Source organism: Lysinibacillus sphaericus (assembly GCF_000600105.1).
GTDB classification, from domain to species: domain Bacteria; phylum Bacillota; class Bacilli; order Bacillales_A; family Planococcaceae; genus Lysinibacillus; species Lysinibacillus sphaericus.
This window is the reverse complement of the sequence record NZ_CP006837.1, coordinates 1,130,590-1,145,112: the sequence shown is the minus strand read 5'-3', so window position 1 is coordinate 1,145,112 and position 14,523 is coordinate 1,130,590. Positions and strand designations below refer to the sequence as shown.

Genomic DNA, 14,523 nt, shown 5'->3' with positions numbered 1-14,523 from the left:
TAACAATGTACTACAAATACTATACATGTCTATTGTCTATAATTGCAAAAAGAATCCAAAGTATGTATGTGGAAAGGTAAAATAATTTACTGCATAAGGCAAAAGACTGGGCATGGTTTGCCCAGTCTTTTTATTCGCTTCATTTCTTTCCAACCTCGTCCAGTCATTCAACGAATAAAACCTGTTGCCTGATACTTATCGTTTGCCTTTAATGTAAGGTTGACCACTTGCTTTTGGTGCATTTGCTTTCCCAATAAATCCGGCTAACGCAAAAATCGTTAATACATAAGGTAAAATTTGTAGATATACTGCTGGAATATCTTGCACATACGGAATTTGATTCCCTGCAATACTTAATGTTTGGGCTAAACCAAAGAATAACGCTGCCCCAAGCGCTCCGATTGGATGCCATTTACCAAAAATCATCGCCGCAAGTGCCATGAACCCTTGCCCAGCAATCGTTGCATGTGAGAAATTCCCTGTAATTGTTTGTGCATAAACCGCACCACCCAGACCACCAAGTGCACCTGAAATAATAACAGCAATATAGCGCATTTTATTAACTTTTACACCCATTGTATCAGCTGCCATTGGGTGTTCTCCTACTGCACGTAAACGTAAACCAAACGGTGTTTTATAAATGATAAACCAAGCACCTATTGCCACAGCAAAGGCTAAAATCGAAGTGCTATATACGTTATGGAATAATAATGGTCCAAAGAACGGAATATCCTCTAAGTAAGGAACAGCAAAACGACGAATTGGTTGTTCAATCATATCTGTCTGACCTTTATCATAAATCATTTTCACTAAGAATACTGTAACCGCTAAACCAAGTAAGTTAATAGCTACCCCAGAAACCGTTTGATCGGCACGGAATGAAATCGCTGCGACGGCATGTAGCAAGGAGAAAATTCCTCCGATAACCACTGCTGCAAGCATTGCCACCCATACTGTTGCGGAACCTAATTGTGATGCATACTCTAAATTGACAAAAATACCAACAAATGCGCCGACAATCATTAAACCTTCTAGCCCGATGTTAACAACACCTGAACGTTCAGAGAATACACCACCGATTGCAGTGAAAATTAATGGTGTCGCATAAAGGATTGCAGAAGGGATGATGAAATATAACATTTCTAAAAAGCTCATGTTATTGTCCCTCCTTTTTCTTACTTAACTTTTGTAATCCTACTCGAATAACATAGCCTGAAGCTACAAAGAAAATAATCAAGGCGATAATAATTGATACGATTTCCTCTGGAATACCTGCAGCATTCGGCATATTAAGCGCACCATATTTTAACGAGCCAAATAAAGAAGCCCCGAATACTACGCCAAGAGGTGTATTTGCCCCAAGTAAGGCAACAGCGATACCATCAAAACCAATCCCTGTGAAGCCAGCTTTAATGGATGCATTTTGGAAAGTACCAAGTGCCTCCATGGCACCACCAAGACCAGCAAACATACCTGAAATCGTCATAGCTAATATAACGTTTTTATTGACACTCATACCAGCATATTCAGCCGCATGTTGGTTAAAACCAACTGCTTTTAACTCATAACCACGCGTTGTTTTTTCTAAAATAAACCACATTACCATTACCATCAGAAGTGCAATCAGAATCCCATAGTGAAGACTTGAGTTGTCTGTTAGCTCTCTTAAAAACGGAGAACGTAATGAAGCCGATTCAAGAACACGTTCTGTTTTAAAGCTACCATCTGACAATTTTTTTATAACAGCGTTCGCAATATAAAGCGCTGTGTAGTTTAACATAATTGTCGCAATGACTTCATGAACTTTAAATTTCGCTTTTAAGAAACCTGCAATAAAGGCCCAAAATGCACCTGCTGCTGCTGCTGCAAGTAATGCCAATGGCAAGTGAATAATTTTTGGTAGTTCAAAAGCATAGCCAACCCATGCTGCTGCAAGCCAACCTAAAATTAACTGACCTTCAACCCCGATGTTGAATAAGCCAGTACGGAAAGCAAATGCTACCGCTAGACCTGCTAAAATATACGGTGTTATTTGACGAATTGTGTTCCCGATTGAATATGAATCTCCAAAAATACCTGTCCAAAGAGCACTATACCCTTGGATTGGGTCATAGCCGCTGACTACCATTACGATAGCACCAACAATTAAACCGATAATGATTGAGATGATAGGAACGAGTATATTAATGACACGATTTGACATTAGTCGTTCCCCTCCTTCGCTATATTTGTGCTATTTTTTTTACTTTGTCCCGCCATTAATAGACCAAGCTCTTGCTCTGTTGTTTCTTTTGGATTTAACTCATCCACAATTTGACCGTCATAAATAACAGCGATTCGGTCTGAAACATTCATTACTTCATCTAATTCAAATGAAATTAATAATACGGCTTTCCCTTTATCACGCTGCTCGATTAGTCGAGAGTGAATAAATTCAATTGCCCCTACGTCTAGCCCACGTGTCGGAAGTGCTGCAATCAGTAGATCCGGATCTCGGTCAATTTCACGACCAATAATCGCTTTTTGCTGGTTACCACCCGAAAGAGCTCGTGCAGGCGTCATCTCGCCATTCCCTGTACGCACATCATATTCTTGAATAACTTGTTTCGCTTTTTCCGATACCTTTTTATAATCCATTACAAAGCCTTTAGCAATCGGTGGTTGATAATATGTTTGGAGTGCAATATTGTGACCGATTGGGAAATCTAACACTAGTCCATGCTTATGACGGTCTTGTGGAATATGCCCTACACCTTGTTCAGTAATTTTACGTGGTTTCATGTTCGTTACATCTTTGCCGTTAAGCTTTACCGTACCGCTTTTCACTTTACGTAAACCCGTAATTGCCTCGATTAACTCTGATTGACCATTACCATCAATACCAGCAATCCCGACAATTTCACCTTTGCGAACATTAAGGTTAAGACCTTTTACTTTATCGATATTACGGTAGTCTGTTACGACTAACTTCTCAATCGTTAGTACTTCCTCGGTTGGATTAGCATCTATTTTTTCTGTTTTAAACTCAACCTGACGACCAACCATTAATTCTGCTAATTGGTCAGGGTTTGTTTCAGCCGTTACAACTGTACCAATCCCTTCCCCTTTACGAATAATTGTCACTCGATCAGATACATCCATAATTTCTTTCAGCTTATGTGTAATTAAAATAATCGATTTACCTTCAGCGATTAATCGGCGCATAATTTGAATAAGCTCTGTAATTTCTTGTGGCGTTAAAGAAGCAGTCGGTTCATCAAAAATTAAAATTTCTGCGCCACGATATAGCGTTTTTAAAATCTCAACACGTTGCTGCATTCCTACAGTGATGTCTTCGATTTTTGCATTTGGATCTACATCGAGCCCATACTTCTCAGAAAGCGCTTGCACCTTTTTCGCTGCATCTTTAATATTGACTACACCCATTCTTGTAGGTTCTGAACCTAAAATAATGTTTTCTGTTACTGTAAAGTTTTCCACCAACATAAAGTGTTGATGCACCATGCCAATTCCCAAATCATTGGCAACATTCGGGTTTGTAATTTTAACAGCTTTCCCACGAACACGAATTTCTCCACCCTCTGGCTGATACAGACCGAAAAGGACGTTCATTAAAGTCGATTTACCTGCACCATTTTCTCCTAGCAGTGCATGAATCTCGCCTTTTTTTAGTTGGAGGGTGATGTTATTATTTGCTACGAATCCACCAAACTCTTTGCGGATTCCAAGCATCTCAATCACGTATTCCAATATTGTCACTCCCTTATTAGGCAATTTTCTCTAAAATAATTTTTATTCACTGGTGTATTTCTTCCTGCCTCTATTACAATACAGCACAACCCTCACCTAAAGATAAGGCATTTTCTAATTGAAAAATAAATTAATACAGGAAAGGTCATCGTTAGAAACCTTTCTTCTATTAACTTGTTACCATCATATCTTAAACTTACGATAATCTAATATAATAATTCTATTTATATATGAAAAAAATATATAAAAATAAAATGTATCCAAACAGAGTATTACAAATAGTCGAAATATAACGATAGATTGAAAAATCATCATAAGGGCAGTTGTAAAGCCCTTATGATGATTAAGAGATGAATTATTTTTCCACTTTTTCTGGAACTACGATTTCACCGCTAGCAATTTTTTCTTTATATTCGTCAATAACAGCTTGTACGTCTGCTGGGATTGCACCACGAGAATCAGCCAGTTTCACACCGTCTTCAGCAAGACCGTAAACAACTGTTGTACCGCCTGGGAATTCACCATTTTTCGCTTTGTTTGAGAAATCTACTACAGCTGTGTTAACACCTTTTAACATAGAAGTTAAAGTAACGTTTGTTTTATCATCTACTTTACCTTCATCATATTGGTCAGCATCTACACCGATTACCCATACGTTTGCCTTAGGGTCTTTTGCTTTACGCTCTTTTGCTTCAGAGAATACACCGTTACCAGTTGCACCAGCAGCGTGGAAAATAATATCTACGCCTGAAGAGTACATGCTGTTAGCCGCAATTTTACCAAGGTCCGCTTTATCAAATGCACCTGTATAGTTGCGTTGAATTTCGATATCAGGGTTAACAGCTTTAGCACCTTCAACGAAACCAGCTTCAAAACGATTGATAACTGGAATATCTACGCCGCCTACGAAGCCGATTTTACCTGTTTTAGACATTTTAGCAGCCGCTACACCTGCTAAAAATGCACCTTCTTGCTCTTTGAAAAGAATAGATACAACGTTGTCAGCTTTTACTTCAGCATCGATTAATGCAAAGTGTTTGTCTGGGTTGTCAGCAGCTACCGCTTCAACAGCATCAGCCATCATGAAACCAATACCAAATACTAGGTCGAAGTTACGACGTAGTAAATTGTTTAAGTTCGTTTCGTAGTCAGCATCAGAAGCTGATTGTAAGTAGTCGAAACCACCCTCACCTTTTTTCAGGTTGTGTTCTTTACCATAAGCTTGAACACCTTCCCATGCTGATTGGTTAAATGATTTGTCATCAACGCCACCAACGTCAGTAACCATTGCTACTGAAAAAGTTTCTTCTGTCTTGTTATCGCCTGATGAAGCATTGTCTTTTGCAGGTTTTTCTTCGTCTTTCGTACCACATGCACCTAAAATTGCACTTGCAGCTAAAACTGATGATAAGACTAAACCAAATTTACGTTTTTTCATTTTGTTAACCCCCCAAGGTATTGTAATTAGCAGGAAAATAATTTAGAAATGTTCTACACCCGTTTACGTACTACATGGAAGCTGAATTTATCAGCTCGGAAATAATTTTTTGAATACAGCACTACTTGATCATTGTCATCGTAATGGAGCTGTTTCAATACTAAAAGAGCTGTTTCACGACCACAATTTAAAATCGGTGATGCTTGTTCATGATACCCAACCGGATCAATATACGTTACAGCATAGGCAACATGAATTTTACCCGATTGCTCAAGTGCCGAGAAAAGGGAAACTTCTTTTTTGTCAACAAAGTCAGTAGGCAGGAAGCTAGCTGGTAGTTTATCTATACAATAAACTACTGGCTCACCATCTGCTGTTCTGACGCGTTCAATCGTGAGTATTTTATCTTCGCCATCACATTGGAAGCGTTTTAAATCTTCATCAGAAGGGATATTCTCAGTTGCCTTTAAAAACTTAGACCCTGGTTCCATACCTGCTGTTTCGATCATAGAAGAAATACTGGATAAATGCTCGATGCCTGATGTAAACAACGGCTTAGGATTGACAAATGTACCAACCCCATGTCGACGCACAATCACATTTTCCTCTTCCAACAGTCGAAGCGCCTCTCTAAGTGTTGCTCGACTTACTCCTAGTGATTTCGATAATTCAAATTCTGATGGAAGTTTTTCATTTTCTTTGAAAACGCCCGTCTCGATGTCAGACTTTAAACGATCAATTACTTGAAGATAGAGATGACGATGATCTGCTTTAATAGTCACATAAATCACCACCAAAATCAGAGATCAGACATCTGATGTACAACATTCCTACTAATCGTTCATAAATATAACATTTTTGCAGAATGAAATAAACTATTTTGAGCAAAATCAATAATAGAAATCATCCTTTCCTTACTTTCGACGCAAACATTTGGACATAAATTCCGCAATGACCCCATGTTTTTTCCTTAATTATCATATTGATGAATTAGCACCTGTCGAGGCTTGCTTCCCTCTGGAGGCCCTACAATACCGCGTTGTTCCATCTGATCGACAATACGCGCAGCACGCGAATAACCAATTCGGAAGCGACGTTGTAGCATTGATACCGAAGCGGTCTGCATATTTACTACTAATTGCACAGCCTCGTCAAATAATTCATCCGTTTCTTCTAAAACAGTCTCTTCTTCACTTGGAATCATCTCTTCCTGGTACTGTGCTTTTTGTTGTTCTATAACAAAGTCAACAACCGCTTCTACTTCCTGATCAGATAAAAAGGCACCTTGCACGCGTTTCGGCTTCGATGCACCAGCAGGTAAAAATAACATATCGCCACGTCCAAGCAGGCGCTCTGCTCCACCCATATCTAAAATCGTTCTCGAATCAATTGCAGATGATACTGCAAACGCGATTCGAGATGGGATATTCGCCTTAATAACACCCGTTAGAACGTCTACACTTGGTCTTTGTGTCGCTAATATTAAATGGATGCCCGCTGCTCGCGCCATTTGTGCTAAACGCGTAATGGAATCCTCGACGTCATTTGAAGCAACCATCATTAAGTCTGCTAACTCATCTACAATAACTACGATGTATGGCAATTTAGGGTGCTTTTCCTCTGTTTGTTCATTGACCTTTTGGACATGCCCATTATAACCTTCAATATTTCTCGTGCCCGTATGTGAAAATAAATCATAGCGTCGTTCCATTTCTGAAACGACCTTTTTCAGTGCTTGTGACGCTTTGCGCGCATCGGTTACAACCGGTGCTAACAAATGAGGGATTCCATTATAAACATTCAATTCCACCATTTTCGGGTCAATCATCATCAGTTTGACTTCATGTGGCTTTGTACGCATTAGTATGGATACGACAATGCCATTTATACACACACTTTTCCCGCTGCCCGTTGAACCTGCCACAAGTAAATGCGGCATTTTATTGAGTTCTGCTAACACAGCTTGTCCTGTAATATCACGCCCTAAAGCTACTTGTAATAGCGATTCCGGCTTTGCTCCGTCTTTTGACTCTAGTACTTCTCGCAATGTAACGATTGCTACCTCACTATTTGGAACTTCAATACCAATGGCAGACTTTCCAGGAATCGGTGCCTCCATCCGAATATCTTTCGCTGCAAGTGCCAATGCAAGATCATCTTGTAGGTTGACAATTTTACTGACTTTTACACCAATATCCGGTAAAATCTCATACTTTGTTACAGCAGGTCCCAAATGAACTTGTGTCACTTTGGCTTTTACACCGAAGCTTTGCAATGTTTGCTCTAGCTTTTTCGCATTTGCCTGAATAACGGAATATTCTCCGCTTTGGTCATGTTGTGGAGGCATTTGTAATAGATTGAATGAAGGAAGCTGATAATCTGCATTTTCCACAGCGTCTGCACTACCAATATGAACATCATCAATAAGCTCTCCGTCTTCAATCTCCGCAGGCTCTACAGTCTGCAATGGTTCTACTCGCTCATGTGACACATTTTGCGTAAAGGCAGAAATAATTGGCTCATGAGGAACTTCCTCTTCTTCCTCATAGGCTGCTTGTACGTGATTGACCGCTGCAACCTCGTCTGTACTTTCCGCTCTGGAACGGCGACTTTTCGGCTTCTTTGGCGTATTTTTTTTCTTTTCTTGCTGCTTTTTTTGCCATTTTCCAAAGAGCACAGGCATTTTTTCAGCTAAATATGGAACGAGTGCTTTTCCTGTAACTAGAATTAAGCCGATAAAGAAAATAACCCAAGCTACCACTTTGGCTCCTGTAGCTTCAAATAATACATGAAGACCGCTAAATAACAGTGCACCTACCATACCACCGCCAAGTGCATTACTTCGATGGACTACACCATCCGTATCGATTAATATTCGCCACGACTCCCTCAAAACAGACTCCGATAATAAACCACCTGATTTTGTTAATTGCTCAAATAAAATACCATGACTAAAAATAGTCAAGCTCATAACAATGAGAACCATCCCTAACATAAGCCGGTCCTTTAGGCTTACTTTTTTCTGTCCAATCATAAGAAGCAATGCGACAAATATAAGCATAAATGGCACTGCAAAATGTAAATTCCCTAAAAGAAACATGGCAATGGTTTGTAAAATACGCCCGATCATGCCATATTCAAAAATCATAATGACCGCAATCGCGATTAAGATGAGCCCTAAAATTTCGTACATGAGCGGATGCATTTCTTTTTTATCGGATGTTGGTTTTGCTTTCGTGACTTTTTTCCTTTTATTACTTGCCATCTTTTTCACCTTCTTTTGCAATCCATTCTATATATGTAGCGAATAATATCATGTAGAACTCGATTATTTCAAAAAAAGGATTTTCCACCGTTTTATCGGCAAGAAAATCCTTCCTCCTTCGCTACTTCTTCAAAGCTTGCTCTACTTTCGACTCCTATCAAAAAACAAGCTTATTTATAAGTGCTTGACTATGTCATGTCACATTTTCATGTAAGACATTTACATACTTTTGACATTCAATCGGTAACGCAGCAAAATGTGGCGTCACTCGTTAGCAATGTGCGTTAAAGAAATCTTTTAAAATTTTAATACTCCATTATGATTGGGATAATCATAGGGCGGCGCTTCGTTTTTTGGAATAAATAAGTATTTAATGTATCACGAATTTCTTGTTTAATATTTGTCCATTCGAAAGTATCTTTCCCAACATATTTTTCAATCACGTTTTTCGCAATTTCAGATGCTTCTACCATCAGTTGCTCTGACTCACGAACATAGACGAAACCACGCGATAAAATTTCGGGACCTGAAGCAATTTTCTTTTGTGCACGGTTTAAAGTGACAACAACAATGAAAATACCATCTTGCGAAAGTAATTTACGATCACGTAAAACAATATTTCCAACATCGCCTACACCGATACCGTCTATTAATACATTACCAGCTTGTACACGACCACTCATTCGCATTTTGCCATTTTTGTATTCGACAATATCACCTTTATCAGCGATAAAAATTTGTGATTTTTGCATACCAAGCTGTTGTGCTAACTTAGAGTGTGCAATCAGCATACGATATTCCCCTTGAACTGGAATAAAGTATTTCGGCTGCATTAAATTCAACATTAGTTTTAAATCTTCTTGGCTACCGTGACCTGATACATGGACATTTTTACTCGATGTCAAAATTTCAGCTCCAGCTTTTGCGATGGAGTTCATCGTATTGGCCATTTGCACTTCCATCCCTGGAGACGGCGTAAACGTAATAAGTACTGTATCATTTTGTTTAATTTTAATGTCTCGATGATGCTTACGAACAATTTTCTCTAACGCATCTAACGGTTCGCCTCTATTACCAGTTGTGATAATAATAATTTCTTCTTCTTGATATTTTTGCATCTCAGAGATTGGAATAATCGTATCTTCTTCTACCGTTAAGTACCCTAACTGTACACCTAAATCAACAGCTTTTTCTAAAGGTTTCCCCACAATAACCACTTTGCGGAATGATTTTTGCGCTTGCGTTAGGACTTGTTGAATACGAATGAAATTAGACGCATAGACAGCTACTAAAATACGACCTGGTGCCGAATGGAATGTTTTTGATAATTGCTCTTCAATCACAATTTCAGATGTCGTATAGCCTGGTCGCTCTGCTTCACAAGACTCCGATAGTAAGATAAATACGCCTTCTTCACCTAACTGTGCCATTTTGGCTAAATCCGGTTTAAACTTACCTGTTGCCGATTGGTCGAATTTAAACTCTCCAGTATGAACAATCGCTCCTTCAGAAGTATGGAACACAACCCCTAACGAATCGGGAATACTATGTGTTGTATGGAAGAATGTCACATACGTAGAGTTGAAATTCATACGGCTACGATTTGTTACTTCAAAGAATTTCACCTGATGTGGTGCAGGTAATTCCTTTAAATGTTCTTTGGCAAGTGCAATCGTTAATTTTGATCCATACACTGGTGCTTTCACTTTTTGTAAAATATAAGCGATTGAACCAATGGCATCCTCATGACCATGTGTTAAGAAAATCCCTTTCACACGCTCTTTGTTTTCTTCTAAATACGTAATATCAGGTATTACGATGTCAATGCCCAACATCTCGTCTTCTGGGAACATTAAACCGCTATCTACTACAAATAGCTCTTCGTCAATTTCTACTACGCACATTGCTTTTCCGATTTCGCCCACACCACCTAGTGGAATGATGCGAATTAATTCATTTTTCTTTTTTGTCAATTTGTTTCCTCCTAAAAAATATCCCGAACAGCAACCACTTATTTTCATTATACGATTTGCAAGGCTTTTGCACAAATTATTTTAAGTGCCAGTCACCCAAACAATTCTATCGTAAAAATCCACTACGCTTTCCGCGGGCACGTTGTAAGCCGAAACTCCTCGCTAACACGCGGTTTGTTGCGGCTTACACCTGCGCCTTCCCCGCTGGATTCTACCTTGAATTTTCACCTAGCTTGTTATGAAATTGTTTGAGTGCCTGGCACCGCAACAATAAAAAAACTATAGATAAACTCTTATTGGCGAGTTTATCTATAGTTTCACTTATTATCTAAAATTTTTAGCTTTTTCTTGGTACGTTTCCCATATTTGGTCGAAGTTCGCTTTTTCTTCATCTGTCATTTCCACCATTGGTAGTCGAACATTTAATGTATCAAAGCCTAGTTTTGTCATCGCATATTTGATCGGTGAAGGATTCGGTTGTGCAAATAGCGCACGCACTAAAGGTAATAATGCTCGATGAATTTTTGCAGCCTGTTCATGCTTTCCTTCTTCAAATAATCTGATCATTAACTGCATATCATTTCCGACAACGTGTGAAGCAACTGAAATGACACCAGCACCACCAATTGCTAACAATGGTAATGTTAATCCGTCATCCCCGCTATAAACTAAAAAATCATCTGCCGCTTCAACGTTTTCAATAATATCGCCCATTTGATCTAAATTCCCGCTCGCCTCTTTAATCCATGAGATATTAGGAATTTTACTTAAATCAACAGACGTCTCGTAGGCAACATTTATACCTGTACGTCCTGGAACATTATAAAGCATCACAGGCAACTTTGTTTCTTTTGCAATCGTCTCAAAGTGCGCGTAAATACCTCGTTGGTTTGGCTTATTATAATAAGGTGCTACTAACATAATGCCATCCGCACCATTTTCCTCAGCCTTATGTGTCATCGCGATTGAATAGGCTGTTTCATTGTCCCCTGTACCTGCAATTACCGGTACACGGCCCGCTACTTTTTCTACTGTAAATCGTACAACTTCAATTTTTTCTTCTGTGGTCATAGTTGGGTTTTCAGAGGTTGTGCCACATGCAACAATGCAATCCGTACCATTATCAATTAAATGATTAATAATACGTTCTAGTTCTGGATAATTAATCGTACCATCTTCTTTAAACGGCGTTATCATTGCCGTTCCAATTCGACCTAAATTCATCCTTACACCCCTCTTATAGTAAGTTATCCTCAAGCATTGCTTCTGCAATTTGAATAGAGTTCAATGCAGCGCCTTTTAATAAATTATCTGATACGATCCATAGGTGGAATCCTTTTTTATTATCTAAGTCTTGACGGATACGTCCTACAAAGGTAGCATCTTCCCCTTCTGCGTAAATCGGCATTGGGTAAGTTTGTGTTGCGATATCATCTTGTAATACAATTCCAGGTGCATTTCGTAATACTTCGAAAATGCCTTCTACTGTTGTCTCTTTTTCTACTTCAATATAAACAGATTCAGAGTGTCCTGAAACAACTGGTACACGTACACATGTAGCAGCTACTTTTAACTCTGGTGCATGCATAATTTTCTTCGTTTCATTAATCATTTTCATTTCTTCATATGTAAAGCCATTGTCAGTAAATTTATCAATTTGTGGAATGACATTACGGGCAATTGGGAAATGACGTTTGTCGCCACCACTCGGTAAAATATTTGCTTCTACATCTTTACCTGCATCCCAGTTTGCGCTTTGTGCTTTTAGTTCTTCAATTGCTGAAATCCCTGCACCAGAAACTGCTTGGTACGTCGATACCAATACTTTTGTTAAACCAAATGTTGCACGGATTGGTTCAAGCGCTGCAACCATTTGGATTGTTGAGCAGTTCGGATTAGCGATAATCCCCTTATGTTTAGCAAGATCGCCGCGATTCACCTCAGGTACTACTAGGGGCACCTCTGGGTCCATACGGAAATGGCTCGTATTGTCAATGACTACTGCCCCGCGTTTAGCCGCTTCTGGCGCAAGCACTGCCGATACAGAACCTCCCGCAGAGAATAAAGCGACATTGACGCCTTCAAAAGCTTCAGGTGTCGCTTCTTCAATTGTATACGTCTCACCATTAAATTCGATTGGTTTTCCTGCGGAACGTGCAGAAGCTAAAAACTTAATCTGTCCGATCGGAAATTTACGTTTAATTAGCTGTTCCATCATTTTTGAACCTACTGCTCCTGTTGCACCTACAACCGCAACTGTTAACTGCTTAGTCATCTGTCATCTCTCCTTGAATACAAGTTCCATAATGTGTGCTATTGTATCATAAAAATACTGAAAATTGTGTGCAATTAATGATTTATTTGAAATATTGTATCAACAGTGGTTGTAATTGCTTTTTCTGCGTAATTGCTGCATGAACCGTGTCGACCATTTGGTCAAAATCAGCAATTAATGAATTGGGTTTTCCATGTGGTGAATCCTGACCAAATGGAATAAAGTAGATGTTTTTCGCATTGAGCAGTTTCATAATATTGATGCCATTTAAGCCCAGTGCATCATTTGTAGAAATACCTAGAACGACTGGGGAGCCATTTCGCAAAGTTGCCTTTGCAGCCATGAGCACAGGACTATCCGTCGCGGCATTGGCAAATTTACTAATACTATTGCCAGTCATTGGTGCTATGACCATTGCATCCAACGGATTGGAAGGTCCAAATGGTTCCGCTTCTTTTATAGAAGAAATAACCTTTTCCCCTGTCAAAGCCTCTATTTTCGCAATCCATTCTTCCCCTGTTCCAAAACGTGTTGCGGCATGTAATACTGAATGCGTAATAATGGGGATAACGGTCGCCCCTGCATCAATAAAATTTTGAATCTTTGGTACAACATCTTCATACGTACAATGTGAAGCCGTAATGCCTAAACCAATTCGTTTACCCGTCAGCAATTTTCTTCCTCCTCTATTGCCTTGCACAAAATTTCTGCCGCATCATGTGCAAAGTATTTCCCAGGTAATGATGGCAATAGTACATACGTTTGCAATTGGTCCGCATCAATATCTAAACAGCCTGGCTCCGAAGCTAAATCATATAACACGGCTGGCACATGATCCTGAAACGATTCTGTAATCCACTTAGCTGGAATCGTATTAATGAAAATCCCATCATGTATGGACCATTTTCGATCGTCTAAATTCGAAGCTTTATAGCCATATGCTTTTGCTTCACTCACTTGTACCACTGAACGCGCAACAATATGCACATTAGCGCCCATCTTTACGAGTAAAGAAGCGAGCATTTTGGCGATGCGACCAAAGCCTGCGATCGTAAAGTTTTGTCCGTAAATACATTTCTGCTCGAGTCCGTAAAACGTGGCGATAAATCCCTCCGCCGTCAACCTTGCATTTTGCCAAATAAAAGACTCCTGTTGCAAGTAACAATTCGTGTCATTTTTTTCTAGCAATTGCTTCCAATGCATCGTTAATCGACCCGTATAAAACTTCACTTGTGATATGCCATACAATTGCTCCACTTCTATCTTCAATGGAAGTATAGGGAGAACAATTTTATTAGGCTGGAACTCTAAAACAAGTTTATTTAACTCCTCATTCCAAACTGAAGTTCTTTTATAAAATACTGTACGTGAAGGACTTCGCAACATCGTCGCTAATTCTTTTAATCTTGAGTCCTCGCCGATTACCAGCCATTTTTCGTTTTCCAAAAGCTCACCTCACTGTAAAAATTCAGACTGTACTGTCGTCGTTTTGTTAAATAAAATACGATCTTCTCCAATTAATATAATTTCATGCCACGGAATCATTTCACTAACTTTTACTTTCTTCTTTTGGAATGGCATTTTTTCTTTAATAATCTCAAATCCATGTATCTTTCCTGTCTGCACATCTAATAGGCATTCTGTGTGTGCCAGTATGCCAAAATGTACACCACCTTCAACTTGAATCAATTCTTTATCCACCATTTCAGATAATAGCATGCCTCATCTCCCTCCTTGAGCCGTTAACCCAATATATGCCGAGTTTTTGCAATTCGTGCCCCATACAAAAGTACTTCTAGGTTGCAACTTTCATACATGCTGT

The 14,523-nt window shown here is 39.2% G+C and carries 12 protein-coding genes; all 12 read right to left on the bottom strand.

Features of this window, described 5'->3' with window-relative positions; all coding sequences use genetic code 11:
- Positions 1-195: 195 nt before the first annotated feature.
- The 12 genes from T479_RS05240 to T479_RS05185 all read right to left on the bottom strand — a co-directional run bounded on the left by T479_RS05240 (position 196) and on the right by T479_RS05185 (position 14,420).
- On the bottom strand, positions 196-1,155 hold the full coding sequence (locus T479_RS05240) for an ABC transporter permease (protein WP_025218817.1): 960 nt from the start codon (positions 1,153-1,155) through the stop codon (positions 196-198).
- A gap of 1 nt (position 1,156) precedes the next feature.
- Positions 1,157-2,203: an ABC transporter permease gene (locus tag T479_RS05235; RefSeq protein WP_024361971.1), complete on the bottom strand. Its 1,047-nt coding sequence runs from the start codon at positions 2,201-2,203 to the stop codon at positions 1,157-1,159.
- Positions 2,203-3,750, bottom strand: coding sequence for an ABC transporter ATP-binding protein (locus T479_RS05230; RefSeq protein ID WP_025218816.1), 1,548 nt, complete (start codon positions 3,748-3,750; stop codon positions 2,203-2,205). Before T479_RS05230 ends, T479_RS05235 begins: the two co-directional genes overlap by 1 nt.
- Positions 3,751-4,105: 355 nt before the next feature.
- Positions 4,106-5,188 carry a BMP family lipoprotein gene (locus T479_RS05225; protein ID WP_024361973.1) on the bottom strand — a complete coding sequence of 361 codons (1,083 nt, stop codon included), beginning with the start codon at positions 5,186-5,188 and terminating at the stop codon, positions 4,106-4,108.
- A 53-nt stretch (positions 5,189-5,241) separates the two neighbouring features.
- Entirely contained in the window at positions 5,242-5,970 is a 729-nt protein-coding gene (locus tag T479_RS05220; RefSeq protein WP_024361974.1) for a GntR family transcriptional regulator, read from the bottom strand.
- A gap of 188 nt (positions 5,971-6,158) precedes the next feature.
- Positions 6,159-8,453, bottom strand: coding sequence for an FtsK/SpoIIIE family DNA translocase (locus T479_RS05215; protein ID WP_024361975.1), 2,295 nt, complete (start codon positions 8,451-8,453; stop codon positions 6,159-6,161).
- A 305-nt stretch (positions 8,454-8,758) separates the two neighbouring features.
- Entirely contained in the window at positions 8,759-10,426 is a 1,668-nt protein-coding gene (locus T479_RS05210; RefSeq protein WP_024361976.1) for a ribonuclease J, read from the bottom strand.
- A gap of 324 nt (positions 10,427-10,750) precedes the next feature.
- Entirely contained in the window at positions 10,751-11,650 is a 900-nt protein-coding gene (gene dapA, locus T479_RS05205) for a 4-hydroxy-tetrahydrodipicolinate synthase (RefSeq protein ID WP_024361977.1), read from the bottom strand.
- 13 nt (positions 11,651-11,663) lie between these two features.
- Positions 11,664-12,701: an aspartate-semialdehyde dehydrogenase gene (locus T479_RS05200; protein WP_024361978.1), complete on the bottom strand. Its 1,038-nt coding sequence runs from the start codon at positions 12,699-12,701 to the stop codon at positions 11,664-11,666.
- 82 nt (positions 12,702-12,783) lie between these two features.
- On the bottom strand, positions 12,784-13,374 hold the full coding sequence (locus T479_RS05195; RefSeq protein WP_024361979.1) for a dipicolinate synthase subunit B: 591 nt from the start codon (positions 13,372-13,374) through the stop codon (positions 12,784-12,786).
- Entirely contained in the window at positions 13,368-14,147 is a 780-nt protein-coding gene (locus T479_RS05190; protein ID WP_024361980.1) for a dipicolinate synthase, read from the bottom strand. The genes T479_RS05195 and T479_RS05190 overlap by 7 nt, the downstream gene beginning before the upstream one ends.
- 9 nt (positions 14,148-14,156) lie before the next feature.
- A complete protein-coding gene (locus T479_RS05185; protein WP_024361981.1) occupies positions 14,157-14,420 on the bottom strand; it encodes a YlmC/YmxH family sporulation protein in 264 nt (87 codons plus the stop codon).
- Positions 14,421-14,523 lie beyond the last annotated feature (103 nt).